The organism is Vibrio qinghaiensis (assembly GCF_002257545.1).
Lineage (GTDB): Bacteria > Pseudomonadota > Gammaproteobacteria > Enterobacterales > Vibrionaceae > Vibrio > Vibrio ordalii.
This window is the reverse complement of the sequence record NZ_CP022741.1, coordinates 1,951,185-1,972,446: the sequence shown is the minus strand read 5'-3', so window position 1 is coordinate 1,972,446 and position 21,262 is coordinate 1,951,185. Positions and strand designations below refer to the sequence as shown.

Below are 21,262 nucleotides of genomic sequence, written 5' to 3'. Positions count from 1 at the left end.
AATGGAACTTATTTGCAATTCGGAAGTGTTATAATGTAACATTTCGTTCCCTTTAACGCTATATACTGAATGGAAAAACCATCATGTTGCGTCAGATTATGCTCCTTCTTTGCCTAATAACATTATCGCCTTTGGCGTGGTCTACGGTCATTTTGACCAGCATTAAGCCGATTCAGATGATCACGTATGAGTTGACTCATGGTGTGAATGAGCCACAAGTATTATTGGGGTCAAATACCTCACCACATGATTATGCGTTACGTCCTTCTGATGTAAAAAAAGTCAGAGCGGCGGATTTAGTGATTTGGTATGGAAAAGATCTTGAGCCATTCTTAAGTAAGACATTAGATAGCCATCACAATGTTTTGACCATCAGCCAAATTGATGGCTTAAAGCTGAGGGAGTTTAACGGTGAGCAACATGAGCATGATGGGCATAATCATGGCACACATGATCCCCATTTCTGGCTAGGGATAGAGCCAGTGAAACAAGTAGCAGAAGCGATTACCAAAAGACTGGTGCAAAGTGATAATCGTCATGCCGAGCAATATCAAGCTAACTTAGCACAATTCTTAGCTCAGTTAGATTCAAACCACCAAACCATCTTGCAGAGGATGGGTACAATTAGCGGTAAAGGATATTATGTTTTTCATGATGCATACGGCTATTTTGAGCAGCAATATCATCTCAATAACCTTGGCCATTTTACCGTGAGTCCTGATAGAAAACCGGGGGCTAAAACGCTCATCACTATTAAAAATTCCATTATTAATAATGAAGCAAAGTGTGTCTTTTCAGAACCTCAGTTTACTCCTGCGGTGATTGATACTGTGACTCGTGGTACAGAGGTCAAAACAGGAGTACTTGATCCATTAGGTGTCGATATTGAGGTGAAAAGCGGTAGTTATTTTGAGCTGTTAAATCAGATAAGCAACAACTTTTATACTTGTTTGTCTCAATAGATATACGCTGTATTGTATGTTGTACGATTTGCACTGAAATCTACGATAAAAATTCATAGATTGCTGCTTTCTTAGCTTCAAAAAGCCTTATCTTTGGTTAGAATGTTTTGATAATTATCGCAACAAAAAAACAGTTTTCATGTGGCGTGTTATTGACTAAGGCTTTGTCTGTTGAAAGGAAAGAACGATTATTACAAACCTTTGTTCTGGATCTTGGGTTTTCTGTCGCTCTTATTAGCACAAGGAACACAAGCTCTAGACAAAGCACCTTCTATCTTTTATCCGTTGCCAGCTCAGGCTCAAGGGAAGATTTTCGCCGCGCAAAATTTATTTCTAGGAGAAGAGGGGGGGATTTGGATACACGATGTGCACGGCAAAGTGGTTTTCTTTGATGGGAAAAGTACCCTTCCTCGACGTGGCTCAGTGCTCTCGCAAGAGAGCGAAAATATCGTTTATCTGAATAATGCTTTTTGGACGTTTATAGATAATGAACTCTACCGCACTTATCCCGCACAAGATCGCGAATTAATATTCAGTTTGACCCCAGGCGTTATCATAAAAAAAATAGGTTCATCTGGTGTTTTCATTTGGTTAGCCGATAACACACATTTCTATACATACAACACGCAAACCCATGAACTGGTTACTTATTCTTTTAAAGAAATGTATCAATTCAATCACGCGAGTCGAATGATTGTTAATGATGCTAAGTTTGTGCTTTCTAAATGGGTATTAGCCACCAATGCTGGCGTCTACTTATCAGAGGATGAGAGTTTTTCTCATGTCCTTAGCTCGGATAAACATTTCATAGAGAAGATCTATTTTTCCGATAAACGCAGAGAGCTTGTGATTGGAACCTTAAATGGTGCGTTAATTATTGATGTTGAAAACCTAAAGCGTAAAAAAAAATTGGTTGGTGAATCGCATGTTTTATCGATCACAGAGACTGACCAAGAGTACTGGATTGGTACAGATGATGGGTTGTTCCTATACTCATTTTTGACAGACGAAATTATCAAACTTGAGAGCAATGATCGGAACACTAATGGGCTACCGGGCAATAAAATTTATTCATTAGTTAACGATTTACAAGGTGGTATTTGGATAGCAACGAATAAAGGTGTTCGTTACTTTTCTCTGTTTGGACAAAAATTTAAGCGCCATTCCTCAGCGCTGTTTGACAATAATCCCATGACGAAAATTGTGACAAGGTCGGACAATAAAGGGTATTGGTTTTTAACTCGACAAGGGTTATACCAAGTCGATGCTGAGGATTGGCAAGAGCCTAAACTTATTTTTCCTGGGGAAGTGCATGATTTCGCTCAAATAGATGATCACTCTTTATGGATAGCTACACATACAGGCATCGTTATTTATCACTTGCAGACAAAAAAGATGATAGAAACGAGCATGTTACCTCTTAAGCTGCGTTCGAATGATACTAAACACCTTGAATTTGATCATGAAGGACTGTTATGGGGAGCAACAGGTAACCATTTGTGGTCATATCGGTTGGCCGATAACTCGCTAACCGATTTCGGTTCTGAATGGTTTGTTGATGCATTTTTGCCAGCAAAAATAATAAAACTTAAGTCAACGCGGCGAGGGGTGTTTATTGGCACTAACCATGGTGTTTATCTTTTTGACAAAGGCAAAATTGTTTTTCTCCGAGCGACGAGTCACTATGGTCAAAACATTGATATCTTTGAGAGTACCAATGGTGATGTCTGGTTTGCTAGCGCTTATGGCGTCTTTGTTTTGGCACATGATCGTAGTGATATTCGATCTATTGATATGGTTGAGGAGAATATTAGCCCCAAATGTTTAACTGAAACGGGCAACGGTATTTGGCTGACTTCTTCACAAGGAATCTCGCTCTACAATCCTATGGGTGAGATGGTAAAGCATTTTGGTGATCCACACGGATTGATGAATAATGAATTTAAAAGTGGAGTCTGCGAATCAAGTATTATCAATAGCCAACAGCAGTTGCTGCTAGGTTCCCGTTTTGGCTTAGTGACAGCATGGTCCTCTGAACTCTCAGTTGCTACTCCACCGAATACAAATATTATCTTTAGCCAAGTGAACGTCGATCACATTCCTGTCATGTTCGGTCGTGGTCGTTTTCAGACACTAGAACTGAAATATGGAAGTTCGATAAGCTTTTTATTTGGTGCATTGCCAGAATCGAGAGCCTTATCATTGGAGTATCGTATAGCAGGATATAAGGAGTGGCAGAGATTAGAAAGCACCCAGTTGACACTTGATCACCTGTTACCTGGACACTATCGTTTGCTGGTGAGAAATTACAGTCCACATCCGCAAAACAGTATGATAAACAGTCTATCATTTATTGTGGAGAACCCGTGGTACTGGTCTTCGTGGGCTATTGTTCTTTACCTTTGCCTTTCTATAGGACTTATTGCTTTTGCTTCATGGTGGCGTTCTCGATGGGTTACCAAAGTGAATCGAAAGTTAAAAGCTAAGGTGGCCTTGAAAACTGACCAATTACGGCATCAAAGCAAAATTGTTTTGGTTAATAACCAGCAGTTGCGCAAGCAATTACAAATTCGCCATATCCTTGTTGAACAGATGTTGGATTCTATTACACCTACATTAAATCAGCTGATTTATCGGTCTCAACTCCAGCAACTCGCGCGACTTGAGTCTTTAGCCTTAAAAGTAAAATGTGAATTGGCGTTACTTCGGAATGTAAGAAATGATAAAACGTCGACTCAGTTGCTCTACGACCTATCGATCATCTTGAACTCTTGTGTGGACGGATGGCGTGAAGAATTCGCTAAAGCGAATATTTCTTTGGCTGTGAACAATGAGCTTAAACAAGCTTATATTGAGTCTGCCCATTTTAACCTAGACATCATTTTCAATACGCTACTATCTGATGCGGTAAAACGTCTTTACAGAAATCAAGAGCTACAAATTCATTGTTATGAAAGGGATAAAAGACTGTTTATTGTGATGATTGACTGTGGCGATCAGGTGCAATCTATCAATAGTGATAAGCGTATCTCTGGTTTTGAACTAGAGGAGATGCAGCTGTTAGTACAGCGCAGTGGTGGGGAAATACATATTTTTTCATCGCCAGAACGAAATTTAGTTGAGCTTTCTTGGCCATCTGTAGAGCTTGTGAGTGATGCACCCGAAATGATCATTGTAGAGGAGCATTCTGATGACAAGTTTATTGATATAACGGAAAAAGAGTGGCTTAAAAAAGTCGAAAAATTGGTACACAATTACTATTCAGATCCTGAATTTAGTACCTCTAGTGCGGCCAAATTACTCTTTGTATCGGAACGCAGCCTACAACGTCGTTTTAAAGCGGTTACCAATAAAACATTTAAAGAGTACTTAAACGAGATCCGTTTAGAGAAAGCGTGCCAATGTTTGCTCGCAGGAGGAAAAGTCGCCCAAGTCGCTTTTGATTGTGGGTTTAATGATCCGTCCTATTTCAGTCAAAGATTTAAGCATCACTTCGGTTTATCGCCAACTCAATTTGTTGATGATAACGAGTAATATCGCCCCTGATAAATAGTGATAACTTTCCCACGTGAAGCTGCTGCGATGTTCGCTATATTCATCCTAATCATAACGCTTATTCAGGCGCGTGGAGATGAACTCACTTTCCACCAGAGTGCATCGGCATCCCCTTTCTTGATTAGATTGGCTGCGGTGTTAGCTAGGCACATTCGCATTTATCTATGCTTGCGTAGATACATTCACCAACACTCAAAGTCGTAATATCAATTTGTTTGGGGATAGTGCTTATACAATACAACAGGTTGGGTAGGTGATTGTGCTGTGGTAAAGATGAGTAGAAAAAAAATCGTGGTATAGCCGGGGGGACTATACCACGGGTGTCAATGACACCTTCGCTTGCTGCCGGAGTGATACGAGTAACATCCGTACCACCTCTGGAATTTGTATCTAAGGACTAATTCCTTTCGATGGATTTACTATATGACAAAGGACTTATTTCATTTATAAAATTAACGACAACCTAGTATAAGAAAAACGACAAAACATATAATCATCTTTAAGTTGTTGATTTTATTTATTTATTTTGGATTGGTCTTTTTTTGTTTATTTTTTTATGTTGAGACCATTTGTACCTGATAATTTTTTAACGTTTTTAACGTCAGTTTATTTACCGAAAACAACGTTGTGGATTTATGCAATCTTTGATTTCACGCAATAAAATAGGGGGGGCGCGCGTGTATTATCCATCTGTTAATAAAAATATTTCTCATTACCACTACCGTTTAGAGCAAGATAGATGAAATTATCTCAATTAAATGAAGGGGATAGCGCAAGTATTGTCGCGTTTAATCAACTTCCAAATGATATTCGTAAAAAATTGATGGTGATGGGCTTGCTGCCTCTAACTACTGTTACGTTAATCAGAAGAGCGCCTATGGGAGACCCACTTCAACTTGAAGTGAGAGGTGTCTCTTTAGCGGTACGTGAAAATATAGCCGCTTGTATTGAAGTGGAGATAGTGTAGTGCGATATCAAATTCTAACCGTTGGTAACCCTAACAGTGGTAAAACAACGTTATTTAATGGGCTGACTGGTTCTAAGCAGCAAGTCGGTAACTGGGCTGGTGTTACAGTCGAGAAAAAAACGGGTCGCTACACTCATTCTGGAGATGAATTCATACTAACTGATTTACCAGGCATCTACGCACTTGACAGCGGGAATGACAGTAACAGCATTGACGAATCCATTGCCTCTAGAGCGGTTCTTACTCATCCTGCCGACTTAATCATTAACGTTGTGGACGTGACGTGTTTGGAACGCAGTCTCTATATGACGCTTCAATTGAGAGAGCTCGGGCGTCCAATGATTGTGGTTTTGAATAAAATGGACGCTTTAAAAAGAGAGCGTCAAAGCCTAGACATTCAACAACTTGAGAAAGTTCTAGGTTGCCCCGTTTTCATGCTTTCTGCTACCAGTAAAGAGCAGGTAAGTCGATTCAAAGAAAAGTTGCATAAAGTGCTGCTGCAAGGCGTAGCTCTTAAAGAACTGGTACTGGATTACGGTAGTGCATTTGAACAATCGATCGGAAAATTAGCCGCTATTTTCCAACAACAGCAAGTGGCACCTCGCGCATTGGCTATTCGTGCCTTAGAAAATGATCTTTTGGTGATTAATGGATTACCAGAAGTGCAGCGTGAGCTTATCCAGAAAGAGCAACTGCAAAGTGGTTTGGATATTGATCTGCATGTTGCTGATACCAAATACACATTTTTGCATGAACAGTGTCAGCAGATCCGCAAAACAGAAGGGAAACTAAGCCACAGTTTTACACAAAAAGCGGATAAGCTGATTTTAAATAAATGGGTGGGTGTACCGTTTTTCTTTGTGGTTATGTACTTAATGTTTATGTTCTCGATCAATATTGGGAGCGCTTTCATTGATTTTTTCGACATTGGCGTCGGGGCGTTATTGGTTGATGGCGGGCACTACTTACTGGATGATCATTTGCCTATTTGGCTAGTGACATTATTAGCAGATGGCCTTGGCGGAGGTATTCAAACCGTCGCCACATTTATCCCAGTTATCGCTTGTTTGTACTTATTTTTAGCTGTACTCGAAAGTTCAGGCTATATGTCTCGCGCGGCTTTTGTTTTAGATAAAGTGATGCAGAAGATAGGCCTACCGGGTAAAGCGTTTGTTCCGCTTGTTTTAGGATTTGGTTGTAACGTTCCCGCGATTATGGCGACTCGTACTCTAGATCAAGAACGTGAACGTAAATTAGCAGCATCGATGGCACCCTTTATGTCATGTGGTGCACGTTTGCCTGTTTATGCGCTATTTGCTGCGGCATTTTTCCCTGAAAGCGGTCAAAATGTAGTTTTTGCTCTTTATTTATTGGGCATTTTAGCCGCAGTGTTCACTGGTTTGGTTTTGAAGCATACGCTCTATCCGGGTTCAAGCGACAGCCTCGTTATGGAGATGCCAGATTACGAGATCCCAACGGTACAAAACGTCATGATCAAAACATGGCAGAAATTAAAACGTTTTGTTCTCGGTGCAGGGAAAACGATTGTCATCGTCGTTATGATCTTAAGCTTCCTCAATTCAGTTGGTACTGATGGCAGTTTTGGCAATGAAGATAGTGACAACTCAGTGCTATCAAAAGTGGCTCAAGTGGTTACGCCGGTATTTACTCCTATTGGTATCAATCAGGATAACTGGCCTGCGACAGTGGGTATCATCACGGGTATTTTTGCCAAAGAAGCGGTAGTCGGAACATTAAACAATTTATATACCTCTGCTGAAGGTGATGAAAGTGAATATGACCTAATGGCGAGCCTACAAGAAGCGGTCATGTCTATACCAGAAAACCTAACGGGATTAAGCTTCTCTGATCCGCTCGGTATCGAAGTTGGAGACTTGACAGACAGTAGCGCAGTGGCTGAAGAGCAAGCCGTAGATGCCTCAATCTTTGGTAATTTGAAACAGCACTTTGTGACTGGTCATGCCGCATTTGCCTACCTTATCTTCATTTTGCTTTACACGCCTTGTGTTGCTGCAATGGGGGCTTATGTTCGTGAGTTTGGTGCGAATTACGCTCGTTTTATCGCCGTATGGACGATGGGGCTTGCTTATGGTGGCGCCGCGCTTTATTACCAAGCGACAAGGATCACCGAAACCCCTGTCGAAAGTTTAACATGGATTATTGCCATTGTTATGGTGAGTTTGTTGACCTTTAAAATGCTTAAGCGAAAAGGACTCCAGCAGAAAACGGTGCTTGAGGTAGAAGTGGCATGATATTAAATGAGCTAAAGCGCTACATTGAAGAGAATGGAATCGTTAGCCGCTCGGCGATTGCGAAAAAGTTTTCGCTCAGTGAGGATGGCGTTGACGCTATGCTAGCCGTGTGGATAAGAAAAGGTGTGTTGTCGCGCACTATCGATACCAACAAGGCTCACCACGTAACAAGAGTGCGTTATGGGCTTAACCGAAATAATGGGCTGTCTTTGACTGTCGTACTTTAGTCATAATTGATGCTAGGCATTCTGTCTGATAAACGAAAGCCGCTGATGTCAGCGGCTTTCAAACGTTTACCCAATCTATCTTTTTCCTAATGTATGGTGTGAGAGACGACGTTTATCCCTTTCTAAAAATAGAACTCAGTGATAGCACATTTTGGATTCTGGTTAAGATCTCTTGTTGTTCTTGCTCGGCTCTCATTACCCCTTGAGTATTGCCCCAGATAGGCCCTGGCCATGCTACGTCATTTTTAAATCGAGCAACATGGTGAATATGGAGCTGAGGCACCATGTTACCTAGCGCCCCTAAATTGAGTTTATCCGGACAAAACGTAGCTTCAAGAGCTTGGCTAACGGCTTGAGATTCGTACAAAAATTGCTGTTGGTCCTGCATTGAAAGATGATGCAGCTCTTTCAAATTGGCACGTTTAGGCACCAGAATAACCCAAGGCACGGAATTGTCTTTATGGAGTAAGGCTAAGCAAAGAGGAAATTCACCAATAACGGAAGTGTCTTTGGCCAGTTGCGGGTGGAGTTCAAAATTCATGTCAATCTCACTTTCACGGATGTTATCACCGATAAAAGAAAAGGCTGACCATGGTCAACCCTTTCATTCACTCATAGTTTTCGTTACATACGTTCTAATGTATCAATACCGAGTAGCGACAAACCTTGCTTGATGGTTTTTGCTGTCAATGCAGCCAGTTTTAGGCGGCTTTGTTTTACACTTTCATCTTCAGCGACTAAGATTGGGCATGCTTCATAGAAGCTAGAGAATTGGCCTGCTAATTCAAATAGGTAGCTACACATAATGTGAGGTTGGCCTTCGCGGGCAACAGCTTGTACCGCTTCTTCAAACTGCAGAAGTTTCGCAATCAAAGCTTTTTCTTTCTCTTGTGTGACTTTAATTTCACCCGTCAGATTATCCATCGATACGCCTGCTTTAGCAAAAATTGACGCAACACGTGTGTAGGCATACTGCATGTAAGGTGCAGTGTTACCTTCAAATGCCAACATGTTGTCCCAGTCAAACACGTAATCGGTAGTACGGTGCTTAGAAAGATCAGCGTATTTCACTGCGGCCATCGCGACAGTATTGGCAATGTTCGCTTTTTCTGCGGCGTCTAAATCAGGGTTTTTGGATTCAATTAATTTAGCGGCACGCTCTTGCGCTTCATCGAGAAGATCGGCCAGACGAACAGTACCGCCAGCACGAGTTTTGAACGGGCGGCCATCTTTGCCTAGCATCATACCAAAGGCGTGGTGTTCAAGAGTCACTTCGTCAGGTACATAGCCCGCTTTGCGGACAATCGTCCATGCTTGCATTAGGTGCTGATGTTGACGCGAGTCGATAAAGTACAACACACGGTCCGCACCTAAGGTTTCATAACGGTATTTGGCACACGCGATATCGGTTGTTGTGTATAAGAAGCCGCCATCACGTTTTTGGATGATAACGCCCATCGGCTCGCCATCTTTATTTTTGTATTCTTCAAGAAAAACCACTTGTGCGCCATCATCTTCTTGCGCCAAACCTTTTTCTTTTAAATCGGCTACGATGCCGGGCAACATGTCGTTGTACATGCTTTCGCCCATCACATCATCGCGCGTGAGCGAAACATTCAAACGATCATAGTTACGTTGGTTTTGAATCATGGTGATATCCACCAATTTTTTCCACATTTGAGCGCAGAATTCGTCACCGCTTTGTAGTTTGACCACATAATTTCGTGCTTTAGCGGCAAACACTTCATCTTCGTCGTAGAGTTTTTTTGACTCACGATAGAAAGCTTCAAGATCGGAAAGTTCCATTGAAACTTCGTTACCAGATTCTTGTTGCACACGTTCAAGGTTGGCTATCAACATACCAAATTGCGTGCCCCAGTCACCGATGTGGTTGGCGCGGATCACTTTATGGCCTAAAAATTCCAAGGTACGCACAACAGCGTCACCAATAATGGTTGAGCGTAAGTGACCTACATGCATCTCTTTGGCAACGTTAGGCGCTGAGTAGTCTGCGACGATCGTCTTCTGCGCTTCTTTTGTTACGCCAAGGTGCTCATCTGCTAGGGCGATATCAGCTTGTTTAGCAAGAAACGCTTCACTGAGGAAAATGTTGATAAAACCTGGGCCTGCAATTTCCGTTTTGCTTGCAATGCCATCGAGGTCCAGAACATCCAATACTTTTTGAGCAAATTCTCGCGGGTTGGTACCCAGTTGCTTAGCTACGCCCATAATGCCATTGGCTTGATAGTCACCAAATTGCGCTTTGGCCGATTGGCGAACAGCAGCAGGACTGCCAGCTGGTGCGCCTGCGGCTTCAAGAGCCTGAGATACTTTGTCATTAATCAGTGCTTGGATATTCACACGCGTTTCCTTTAATTCTTGGAATTGCAAAGGTATGCATTTTATTCACCATTTAGTGCCAATACATATCTTAATTTTGTTCATCATTTGGCGCACATAATACCAATTTTATTGAGGCGCTTATAGGGACTAAATTAGGAAATTTTCTACTTTTCGAAGAGTTGTTGGTACTATTAGACGATAATCATCATTTTGGACCATTTAAATGCTTGAACCATTGAAGAATGCAGCGCTTCATCCTGAACAGCTTAAGCAGAATTTAGACAAATTCATGCATAAAATTCAAGAATTAACCAAAATTTTGCATATTGATTTATCCACAAATCAAGCTGACCACATTGCACTGCGCATTAATGATCGTAAATTAGCGTCATTAGCACATGCGGCATGGCTGGAGGAAGGACGAGAAATATCGAGTGCTCAGATAAATGGCCGTCCTATCATTGTGATTGAATTTGCGGTGCCGCTATCGGCTAATGGTTGGTCAATAGAATGTTTGGAATTGCCTTACCCTGCCGAGGGAAAAATTTATCCAGAGCAGAGCTGGGAGCATGTGGAATTTGTGGTGCCATCTGAGGCACAAACCGCGCAAGTCTATTTGCAGGATATACTGTCGGTTTACCCACGATTAAAAGAATGCTGGACAACATTAGACACTCAAGGTGTTCAAGTTAAATTGTCCAGTCCAAAAGGGGAAGGGGAGCGATTACATAACCCGACGGTTGCATTTAAGTGGCAAGGCGTGTGCATTAAACTGCATCCCCACTCTTTAAAAGAGATCGTAAAATCAGAGCAAAGATAAATTGCTCTGATGGCGATGAAGTACTGTTATCCTAAGTTATAGCTTTTAGGCCGAAGCTGGAACGCTTCAATTGAGCCAATTTCTTGCCCTAAACTGAGTTTCTGAACCGTTTGATGTGCGTTTCCTTGGCTGTGCATGATCAGTCGATTGGCGGTCCTTGGTTTTAGCTCATTGACCACAAAGCGAATCATATCACTGCGGCTGAGTGATTTCAGTTCACTCAAAACCTGCTCTCTTTGATCAAAGCCGGCATCTTTATTGCCGATAGCAACCCAAAGTCTTTGCGCACGGCTGCGAAGGGTGGGGTCGGGGGTTGAAATTTGATTCCATAAACCGCGTTTACTGCTGTGCCACTGGTATTCGTTGAGCTCCAGCAGCACCATGTAAAAAGCATTTAAAAATTCATCTACAGCGCTAATCAGCTCATAAGGGGCAGCATTCGGTGACTGGACATAGAGTACGATGCCTGGGTGACGGTTTAATGGCATGTTGCCCGTTCCGACCATATAACCAAGTTGCTGCTTAGTGCGAATTTCATGAAAAAATGTAGCGGACATCAAGTGATTAGCTAATGAATATAAGGCGATGCTGCGGGGTGTGGCATCATTGCACTGATAATAGACCACCACAGCAGAATCTTCTTGATCGCAGTGAACCTCTTTTTGAAAAGTCCCACTCTCTCCGAGCATGACGAGTGGTCTTAATGATTCCTCGTACTGTTGATCTTTGACTCGTAATGCGTTTTTAAGCGTATCTGCCATCGCTTGTGCATCACTTCTTAACCAGTCGCCATAGACAAACATCTCAACATGAAGTTGCGCTAATATTTGTTCAACGAAATCACTGAGCTCATCGACTTCTATCTGTTTTAAGGCATCAAGTAGCGTTTCATAAGGAGGGTTGTTGGGTTGTAAAATACCCGTCATTGCATTGAAAAGCTGCGAAATTGGACGATCTTTAGTGGTGTTTTGCCAGTTACGAAGCAGTTGTTGCTTGATGGTGTTAAAGCGTTTTAGGCTAAAATCACGTTTAGCAAAGCGTGCGAGAATCATCTCCATTAACTGTGGTTGCTTTTCGCTAAAACCAGAAAGCATCAGAGTAACGCCGCCCTGATGCGCGTACATGTTGTAACTCATCCCAGCAATTTCTGCTTGGTAAGTTTCCGTGGCCAGCGAGTCTAAAAACATTTCCACACAGAGACGGGTTTTAACAATATTTCGAGCAGTGGCTACCGAGTTCGGGCTATCAATCGCGATGTAAATTACCCCTTTAGGCACTCTAAATTCATGGTCTTGTCGATGCCATAAACGAAAGCCTGGTAACTCTTCAATGATTTCCGGGTGTAAAGACGTTGAAGGCTCTAACGGTTTTGGGTCTAAGTCGTAACAGATAAAAGGATTGAGTGGTGGTAAGTTTGTTTCAATGTCGCAAGGGGTTGCGAATGTTGCAAGTTGTGACGCCGATAATCGAGTAATTGAATAGGGTGTAAAATACCATTTCGCTTTCTTATCGTAATACCCATCTTTAGCAATTAACGTGGCGCGTAGATTTGCAGGAGTCAAATAATGAAGTGCTTGCTTAAGTAGCGATTCGTTGTAGCCCGCCATCATATAATCGCCATAGATGGTGTCTTGCGGTTGATAGTGCTGCATATTAACCACTAAATGGCTGACCATGTCTAATGGCCTTGTCGTTTCTTGAAAGCGAAAAGCCGATTCAAGCACCGCTCTTTTCTCAAGGTAACGCCATTCGTTCAGGCCCTGCTCTGCGATTAATTTAATCTGAGTAAAGAGTGACTGGATGATGTTGTCGACGTGTTTTACGCCTTCATGTGTCAGGCTAAAACTTATCGAAAACTCACGATAATTGCTGCCACTTGCGCCGCCTCCAGCCGATAAGGACGTGATCCAACCTTTCTCTTTTAATGCCAACATTAAACTGCCTTCACCTTCGTAACCGATGAGATGGGCGAAATAAGAGAGAGGTTTGACATGATAAAAGTCATCCATGCTTGGGGCTGGGAAGCTTAAAGTTAGTTTGCGGATCTCTTTTCGTGGCTCGATTTGAATCAAGACGCCGCGGTGCGCGTCTAAAACAAAAGGCACCTCGATTTTTTTCGGGCCGAGCTGTTTATTTGGGATGGAGGAAAATTCATCTCTTGCCCACTGCTCTAACTCATCAAGTGTCTGTGGGCCTGCTAGCGAGAGCGTCATCAAATCAGCTGAGTAGTTTTCATGGTGAAAACGGACAATTTCTTCGCGGATAGAGAGACCATTTCTATCACACAACGTTTCTAAATTACCCACTGAAAATTTAGCAAACGGGTGTTGCGGATTGATGGTTTCTTTTTGAACCTGATAGAGCCTTCTCGAATCATCATTCTGTTTGAGTTTAAATTCAGAATCCACCGCTTGGCGTTCTTTATCCAGAGCTTCTTGATTAAATAAGGGGGCACAAAAGAATTGGCTGAATCGATCCAAGGCTTTTTCAAAATGATTTGGGCTTACATCAAAGAAAAAACAGGTGTGCTCTGTACCAGTCCATGCATTATTGCTGCCACCATGTTGATTAATAAAACTTTGAAACTCACCAATTTTCGGATACTTTTCGGTGCCTAAAAACAGCATATGTTCCAGATAGTGGGCAAGACCTTCTCTGTCTTTAGGGTCATCAAAATGCCCTACATTAATCGCTAAAGCAGCGGCTGACTTTTGGGCATCATTCGTTTGAATAAGTAATGTTCTCAGACCATTAGTTAACGTAATGTAGCGGTATTGATTGGTGTCGTTAGGGCTTAAATGCACAGTGACTCTCCACAGAAAAGGCTTTTTTAATTATGGCGTTGAAACGGTTAGGTGCAAATTTCAAGCAATGATTTTATGAGCAAAGTGCTATTTTAGTCCTTCAGGAGACTTTTTAATAGACTGTTAACAGTGTCGAAGTCTTTGCTTGCTTGCCTGATATAATCGAGAATAAAGCCGCCTAGACGGCATAGATAATAACCACTAGGAATGAGTAATGAAGATTTTTATTATGCGTCACGGAGAAGCTGAACATTATGCAGCGAGTGATGCACAAAGGGCCTTAACCGAAAGAGGCCTTCGTGAGTCTGTTGCTGTGGCTCGTGCTTGTGAAAAGCAAGATCTTCGCCATGTAGATAAAGTACTGGTGAGTCCTTACTTACGGGCGCAGCAAACATGGGCTGCGATAGCCTCCTATTTTCATGCCGATGATGTTGTAACCTGTGATGACATCACACCTTATGGGAAAGCAGAAGTGGTATTTGATTATGTCTCTGCCTTGGCCGATGTAGAACAAATCGAATCAGTGCTGCTGGTGTCTCATTTACCGTTAGTTGGCTATCTTGCGGCTGAATTTGTTACCGATTTAGTACCTCCAATGTTCCCCACCTCAGGTTTGATTGGTATCGAATACGATAGAGAGTTGCGTAAAGGAGTGCAGATCTGGAGTATTAATCCTTAAACCACCATTCAAAGTAAAAGAAGTTCACGTAATTTGAATTACTAGGCTACGTTAAGTAAAGGGTTATTGCCTTTGCCAATGTAGCCATTATTTTGACTGTTTTGCTGGACTAAAAATTGCATCGCTGAGTTAACGCATGGTCGCATTTATAGACATTTATCAACAGATTGCTTGCTAACCTATGAAATTTACTCTCCCATTTGCAGATAAATTGCCATCAATACCGCAGCGAAGTATACCAGCAATCGGTGCGCCGGTTATGGTATTAGCCACGCTGGCTATGGTCGTTTTACCGATCCCAGCCTTCCTATTAGATCTGTTTTTCACCTTTAACATTGCTTTAGCGATGGTGGTATTGCTGGTCACAGTCTATACCCGTAGACCGCTTGATTTTGCTGCATTTCCTACTGTTTTGCTTATTGCAACCTTACTTCGACTAGCCTTGAACGTCGCTTCAACCCGTGTGGTTTTATTGTATGGTCATGAAGGCCCCGGCGCCGCTGGTAACGTCATTGAAGCATTTGGTAGTGTGGTGATTGGTGGTAATTACGCCGTTGGTTTAGTGGTGTTTTTGATCTTAATGATCATCAACTTTATGGTCGTAACCAAAGGTGCAGGGCGTATTTCTGAGGTGAGTGCTCGTTTTACTTTGGATGCGTTACCGGGTAAGCAAATGGCGATAGATGCAGATTTGAATGCGGGATTAATCGACCAAGATCAAGCGCGATTAAGACGTTTTGAAGTAACCAAAGAAGCGGATTTCTACGGTTCAATGGACGGTGCATCAAAATTTGTCAAAGGGGATGCGATTGCCGGGATCTTAATCTTATTCATTAATATTATTGGTGGCTTATCGATTGGAATGGCGCAGCATGGGTTGGGGTTTAAAGAAGCGATCCAAATCTACACACTGCTGACCATTGGTGATGGTTTAGTGGCTCAGATCCCCTCATTGCTACTGTCGATTGGTGCTGCGATGATGGTCACCCGTCAAAATATCGATGAAGATATGGGAGAACAAGTTGTCTTCCAACTGTTTGATAACCCTAAAGCTCTAATGATCACCGCTTGTATTCTCGGCATCATGGGTATTGTACCTGGCATGCCTCACTTTGCTTTTTTACTGCTAGCCGCATTAGCGGGTGGTTGCGCGTATTGGATGATACGCAAACAGAAAAAAACCGCCGATGAAAAGAAACTGCCAGCAAAAGTGGACAACGATACACCTACTCAAAAAGAGCTATCTTGGGATGATGTTCAACCCGTCGATGTGATTGGCTTGGAAGTGGGCTATCGATTGATACCGCTGGTGGACCGAGATCAAGGTGGAGAGCTGCTCGAACGCGTAAAAGGTGTTCGGAAAAAACTTTCGCAAGACTTTGGTTTTCTCATCCCCGCAGTGCATATTCGCGACAATTTAGAATTAACGCCCAATAGTTATCGCATTACCCTAATGGGGGTTGCTGTTGGTGAAGCGGAGATCCGCCCAGATCAAGAACTGGCGATTAACCCTGGTCAAGTTTATGGCGTTATTGACGGTGAACGCACACTTGATCCTGCATTCGGTCTTGAAGCGGTTTGGATTCGTGAAGAGCAGCGCGAGCATGCACAAGCTCTGGGTTACACAGTCGTAGACTCATCGACTGTACTCGCCACTCATTTGAGTCAGCTTCTCACTAATAACGCCTCACAACTGATTGGTCATGAAGAGGTGCAAAACTTAATTGAAATGCTGGGTCGATCAGCGCCAAGGTTGGTTGAAAACTTCGTCCCAGATCAACTGCCGTTGGGTACTGTCGTTAAGGTACTGCAAAACCTACTCAATGAAGCGATTCCGATCCGAGATATTCGAACCATAATACAAACCTTGGCGGAGTATTCTGGGCGGAGTCAAGAACCTGACATCCTAACGGCGGCTGTTCGAATTTCATTGAAACGTTTAATCGTTCAGGAAATCAATGGTATAGAGCCTGAACTGCCAGTGATAACGCTAATTCCTGAGCTGGAACAAATATTGCATCAAACCATGCAGGCGTCAGGAGGAGAATCGGCAGGTATTGAACCTGGCTTAGCAGAGCGTTTACAAGCGGCGCTGAGCCATGCAACGCAAGAGCAAGAATTGAAAGGTGAGCCTGCCGTGTTACTCACGTCTGGCGTGCTTCGTTCAACTTTGGCGAAGTTTGTGAAAAACACGATACCTAATTTGCGTGTGCTCTCTTATCAAGAAATACCTGACGAGAAACAAATTCGGATTGTTCAAGCCGTTGGTAACTAACGAAACTGTTGTCACTTAATCGGGCTTTAGCCATTTAAACACGGATATCTGCTTTGAAAATAAAACGATTTTTTGCCAAAGATATGCGAACTGCACTGCTGCAAGTGAAAGAAGAGCTTGGTGCGGAAGCGGTGATCATGTCGAATAAAAAAGTCGCGGGTGGTGTTGAGATCGTTGCTGCAGTGGATGGTGAACAACCTACTCAGCAAAACAGCGCCAAGCGCTATAATTCGCAGCCTAAACAGCAAGGTTACACCCAAGTCACGCCGTCTGTGAACAAATCCTCTCGCGAGTTGGATGACGATCGTGTCAGTCTGCAAAATAGCGCAGATGCCGGACGTTCAATGACCAAACGATTCGCGAATATGCTAAAGCAGTACAGCACGCCTAGCGGCTCAGATTCAGATTACCACGCCGAAAATGAAGATTCGCTCTCTGCGTTATTGCAACGTCAATCAAGCTCATCCAATACCAACTCAGGACGCAGTGGCGTAGAGTTACGAGCCGATTCCCCATTAGCAAAATTAATTGCTGATGATAGAAGGGCCTCCACGCGTCAAACGCCCAAGCTAGATCCATCACGCTATGATCGTCATCCGGTACAAGAGGCGAGTGTTTCGAACCCTGAGCTAGAAAACATGCGCGAAGAGATGACCTCAATACGACAACTGCTAGAGCATCAAGTTTCAGGATTGATGTGGCAAGAAGTTGAACGCAGAGAGCCTTTGCGTGCCATGCTTATTAAAAGGCTTGAACGTATGGGCGTTTCGTTAGAATTGGCTGACCAGCTCGCGTGCTATATTCCAGAAGATACGGCTCCGACTAAAGCTTGGAAGGCACTGCTTGGCTTAGTTGCCGATCAAGTCCCTGTTTCCAAACAAGACATTCTGAAACGTGGTGGTGTCGTTGCGCTATTAGGTCCAACAGGGGTTGGTAAAACCACCACCATTGCTAAATTGGCCGCTCGCGCCGCTATGGAGTATGGCGCTGATAACGTCGCTCTTGTCACCACCGATACCTACCGTATCGGTGCTCATGAACAGCTCTCTATTTATGGCCGAATTATGGGTTGTCCAGTAAGAGTTGCTAAAGATTCCAGTGAGTTAGCCGATGTAATATATCAGCTAAGAAATCGGCGTTTAATTTTAGTCGATACCGCAGGGATGGGGCAGCGTGATGTTCGGTTATCAGAGCAGCTTGATACCCTGATGCAAGAGAGTGGCGAAGTCATCCACAGCTACCTTGTACTGCCTGCAACGGCACAAAGAAAAGTATTGCAAGAAACAATCGAGCACTTTAGAAGGATCCCTCTTTCAGGGTGCATTATGACTAAGCTTGATGAGTCATTGAGCTTAGGGGAATTTGTGAGTGTCGTGGTTCAAAACGCACTGCCGGTTGCTTACATTGCGAATGGCCAGCGTGTACCAGAAGATATTGTGATTGCCCAGCCAAAGTACATGGTTGCAAAGGCAAACGAATTGCTAGAGAAGTCGACAGAGAATGAACCTCACTATTGGAGCAGCGACTCCGAGAGATTCTAGGCGGCGGACAAATATGGCGAATAATATGATATATGACCAAGCGAGCGGTTTACGCCGCTTAACTCAACCGTCACTGACCAAAGTCATTTCTGTGACGGGTGGCAAAGGTGGCGTGGGTAAATCTCACGTGACACTCGGCATGGCGATCTGCATGGCTCGCCAAGGTAAAAAAGTCATGGTGTTGGATGCAGATTTAGGTTTGGCTAACGTGGATGTTATGCTTGGCATACGCCCGAAGCGAAACTTAGGGCATGTACTGGCTGGCGAGTGTGAACTCAAGGATGCCATCGTCGAAGGGCCTTTTGGGATACGCATAATCCCAGCGACTTCGGGTACACAGTCAATGACAGAGTTGTCACACGCCCAACATGTTGGTTTAATACGCGCCTTTGGCAGTTTAGAAGATGAGATGGATATTCTGCTCATCGATACGGCGGCGGGTATTTCTGATATGGTCGTGAGCTTCTGCCGCGCCGCACAAGATGTAGTGATCGTGGTATGTGATGAACCGACGTCCATCACTGATGCCTACGCCTTGATCAAACTGTTAAGTCGTGAACACCAAGTGCAACGTTTTAAAATTGTGGCCAATATGGTGAGAAGTTATCGTGAAGGACGGGAATTATTTGCTAAATTAACATTAGTGACAGAAAGATTCCTAAATGTGAGCCTTGAACTTGTTGCTTGCATACCTTTGGATGATAAAGTGCGCCAAGCAGTAAAAAAACAAAAAATAGTGGTCGATGCGTTCCCGCGGTCACCTGCGGCATTGGCAATTAGCTCGTTAGCAAGCAAAGCGTTAACGTGGCCAATTCCAAGAACGCCGACTGGCCATTTGGAATTTTTTGTCGAGCGTTTGCTAAATAGAACAGAAAGTGTAGGGGAACCATTCGGTGAATAAAGCGCTTACTTATGACCAACACGGAAACCTAAAGAGCCAACAAGCATTTTTAGAAAAATACTCTGTATTGGTTAAGCGTATTGCACACCATTTAGCAGGTCGCCTGCCACCAAACGTATTGGTCGAAGATTTAATACAAGCAGGAATGATAGGCCTACTTGAAGCACAAAAAAATTATGATGGGAGTAAAGGTGCAAGCTTTGAAACCTATGCAGGAATTCGAATTCGTGGAGCTATGCTCGACGATATTCGGCGTGGTGATTGGGTTCCACGCTCGGTTCATAAACACAACCGAGAGATAACCCATGCAATTTCAGTTCTAGAAGGTGAGCTAAACCGAAACCCAACTGATACAGAAGTTGCGAAGTATTTAGGCATGTCGCTCGATCAGTACCATACTGTATTAACTGACATTAATTGCTCACGGATTGTCGGAATCGAAGATTTAGGTATTTCTGATGATGCAATTTCTCCTTTGGATGACGATGAAGACAACTCGCCATTTAAGGGAGTAGCCGATGAATCGTTTCGTAAAGCATTGGTTGAATCAATAAAATCACTTCCAGAACGTGAAGCTTTGGTACTTTCGCTCTATTATGATGAAGAGCTAAACTTAAAAGAAATTGGTGAGGTTTTAGGCGTTAGCGAATCCCGCGTTAGCCAGATACTGAGCCAATCTATGCAGCGACTAAGAACAAAGTTAAGTTCTTGGACGCAAAATGACTAATATCACTGATTTCGAGCTCAGTGGAGGCAATTTTGAATAAAAACATGAAGATCCTTATTGTTGACGACTTTTCAACAATGCGCCGTATTGTTAAGAATCTACTTCGTGATTTGGGCTTCAATAATACCCAAGAAGCAGATGATGGCCTGACAGCGTTGCCTATGCTAAAGAAAGGTGATTTTGAGTTTGTAGTTACAGACTGGAATATGCCGGGCATGCAAGGTATCGATTTGCTGAAAAATATCCGAGCAGACGCAGAACTTAAGCATCTCCCTGTTCTGATGATCACCGCAGAAGCAAAACGCGAACAAATCATCGAAGCCGCCCAAGCCGGTGTAAATGGCTATATCGTAAAACCATTTACGGCTGCTACGCTTAAAGAGAAACTGGATAAAATTTTCGAGCGTTTATAAAGCGTGCGGTCACAGGCAAAAGGTGCTCTATTCATTTATGCGCGAAAAGGCTAATCGATGATTTCATTAGAACAAGCAAAAGAACTCGTTCAGCTACTGGAAAATGGACAGCAAGAGCAGGCGAATCTGCTCTTGAAAGAGACCTATGACAAAGCAAGCAATCCGATGCTGCAAGAAATAGGCACTTTGACAAGGGAGCTGCACGAATCACTCAAGCAGTTCAACCTTGATGAACGGATGGCTGAGATTGCAAATGACGAAATTCCAGATGCAAGGGATCGCCTACAATACGTGATTGATAAAACCGAAGTAGCTGCGAATAAGACAATGGATGCGGTAGATCGGTGTATGCCGATCGCTGACAGCCTTCACGAAGGTTTGTTAAAAGTGCGTCCACAATGGAATGAGTTAATGCATGGGCGAATTGATCTTATCGAGTTTAAAGCACTTTGCCACCGCATTGATGACTTGCTATCGCAAGTTGAGGGAAACAGCAGCGAATTACGAGGTCAGCTAACTGAGATATTGATGGCTCAAGACTTTCAAGATCTTACTGGCCAAATAATTCGACGTGTTATTACGCTGGTTAATGAAGTTGAGAAACGCCTAGTTGAGATTCTCACTGCCTTTGGGGCTAACCAAATAGAACAAAAAACAGACAAGAAGAACCCATCTATCGAACCTGAAGGTCCTATTTTGAACCCTCATGAAAGAGCCGATGCGGTTTCATCTCAAGACGAAGTCGATGATTTATTATCGAGTCTTGGTTTTTAGG

16 protein-coding genes are annotated in these 21,262 nt (G+C 43.1%); 13 read left to right on the top strand and 3 right to left on the bottom strand.

Going from position 1 to position 21,262, the window contains the following annotated elements; translation table 11 throughout:
• Positions 1–83 precede the first annotated feature (83 nt).
• The 5 genes from znuA (at position 84) to CCZ37_RS09020 (ending at position 7,984) form a co-directional block, all read left to right on the top strand.
• Positions 84–962, top strand: coding sequence for a zinc ABC transporter substrate-binding protein ZnuA (gene znuA / locus CCZ37_RS09040; protein WP_094500348.1), 879 nt, complete (start codon positions 84–86; stop codon positions 960–962).
• Positions 963–1,133: 171 nt separating this feature from the next.
• Positions 1,134–4,496 carry an AraC family transcriptional regulator gene (locus tag CCZ37_RS09035; protein ID WP_094500347.1) on the top strand — a complete coding sequence of 1,121 codons (3,363 nt, stop codon included), beginning with the start codon at positions 1,134–1,136 and terminating at the stop codon, positions 4,494–4,496.
• Between the two features lie 760 nt (positions 4,497–5,256).
• Positions 5,257–5,484 (top strand): FeoA family protein, encoded by a 228-nt coding sequence (locus tag CCZ37_RS09030; protein WP_094500346.1) that lies wholly within the window; start codon positions 5,257–5,259, stop codon positions 5,482–5,484.
• Entirely contained in the window at positions 5,484–7,757 is a 2,274-nt protein-coding gene (feoB, locus tag CCZ37_RS09025) for a Fe(2+) transporter permease subunit FeoB (RefSeq protein ID WP_094500345.1), read from the top strand. Before CCZ37_RS09030 ends, feoB begins: the two co-directional genes overlap by 1 nt.
• Positions 7,754–7,984: a FeoC-like transcriptional regulator gene (locus tag CCZ37_RS09020; protein ID WP_010318896.1), complete on the top strand. Its 231-nt coding sequence runs from the start codon at positions 7,754–7,756 to the stop codon at positions 7,982–7,984. Before feoB ends, CCZ37_RS09020 begins: the two co-directional genes overlap by 4 nt.
• Before the next feature lie 112 nt (positions 7,985–8,096).
• On the opposite strand, the gene CCZ37_RS09015 is transcribed toward CCZ37_RS09020, so the two are convergent.
• Positions 8,097–8,525, bottom strand: coding sequence for an HIT family protein (locus tag CCZ37_RS09015; RefSeq protein ID WP_094500344.1), 429 nt, complete (start codon positions 8,523–8,525; stop codon positions 8,097–8,099).
• 83 nt (positions 8,526–8,608) lie between these two features.
• Positions 8,609–10,345: an arginine--tRNA ligase gene (gene argS / locus CCZ37_RS09010; RefSeq protein WP_026028268.1), complete on the bottom strand. Its 1,737-nt coding sequence runs from the start codon at positions 10,343–10,345 to the stop codon at positions 8,609–8,611.
• Between the two features lie 205 nt (positions 10,346–10,550).
• Here argS and CCZ37_RS09005 point away from each other — a divergent pair, with 205 nt between their 5' ends.
• Complete coding sequence (locus CCZ37_RS09005) at positions 10,551–11,147, top strand: VOC family protein (RefSeq protein ID WP_017042527.1); 597 nt, start codon at positions 10,551–10,553, stop codon at positions 11,145–11,147.
• Between the two features lie 26 nt (positions 11,148–11,173).
• On the opposite strand, the gene CCZ37_RS09000 is transcribed toward CCZ37_RS09005, so the two are convergent.
• On the bottom strand, positions 11,174–13,951 hold the full coding sequence (locus tag CCZ37_RS09000; RefSeq protein ID WP_094500343.1) for an insulinase family protein: 2,778 nt from the start codon (positions 13,949–13,951) through the stop codon (positions 11,174–11,176).
• A gap of 214 nt (positions 13,952–14,165) precedes the next feature.
• Here CCZ37_RS09000 and sixA point away from each other — a divergent pair, with 214 nt between their 5' ends.
• The 7 genes from sixA to CCZ37_RS08965 all read left to right on the top strand — a co-directional run bounded on the left by sixA (position 14,166) and on the right by CCZ37_RS08965 (position 21,261).
• The gene (gene sixA, locus CCZ37_RS08995) at positions 14,166–14,630 is read left to right on the top strand and encodes a phosphohistidine phosphatase SixA (protein WP_094500342.1); all 465 of its coding nucleotides are present in this window, start codon (positions 14,166–14,168) and stop codon (positions 14,628–14,630) included.
• A gap of 181 nt (positions 14,631–14,811) precedes the next feature.
• Positions 14,812–16,905, top strand: a complete 2,094-nt coding sequence (gene flhA / locus CCZ37_RS08990; protein WP_010318890.1) for a flagellar biosynthesis protein FlhA — start codon at positions 14,812–14,814, stop codon at positions 16,903–16,905.
• A gap of 53 nt (positions 16,906–16,958) precedes the next feature.
• The gene (gene flhF / locus CCZ37_RS08985; RefSeq protein WP_010318889.1) at positions 16,959–18,446 is read left to right on the top strand and encodes a flagellar biosynthesis GTPase FlhF; all 1,488 of its coding nucleotides are present in this window, start codon (positions 16,959–16,961) and stop codon (positions 18,444–18,446) included.
• Positions 18,447–18,459: 13 nt separating this feature from the next.
• The gene (locus tag CCZ37_RS08980) at positions 18,460–19,347 is read left to right on the top strand and encodes a MinD/ParA family protein (RefSeq protein WP_010318888.1); all 888 of its coding nucleotides are present in this window, start codon (positions 18,460–18,462) and stop codon (positions 19,345–19,347) included.
• A complete protein-coding gene (locus tag CCZ37_RS08975) occupies positions 19,340–20,074 on the top strand; it encodes an RNA polymerase sigma factor FliA (protein ID WP_010318887.1) in 735 nt (244 codons plus the stop codon). The genes CCZ37_RS08980 and CCZ37_RS08975 overlap by 8 nt, the downstream gene beginning before the upstream one ends.
• Positions 20,075–20,118: 44 nt before the next feature.
• Positions 20,119–20,487 (top strand): chemotaxis response regulator CheY, encoded by a 369-nt coding sequence (cheY, locus tag CCZ37_RS08970; RefSeq protein ID WP_033197405.1) that lies wholly within the window; start codon positions 20,119–20,121, stop codon positions 20,485–20,487.
• A gap of 57 nt (positions 20,488–20,544) precedes the next feature.
• A complete protein-coding gene (locus tag CCZ37_RS08965) occupies positions 20,545–21,261 on the top strand; it encodes a protein phosphatase CheZ (RefSeq protein ID WP_094500341.1) in 717 nt (238 codons plus the stop codon).
• Position 21,262: the final 1 nt, after the last annotated feature.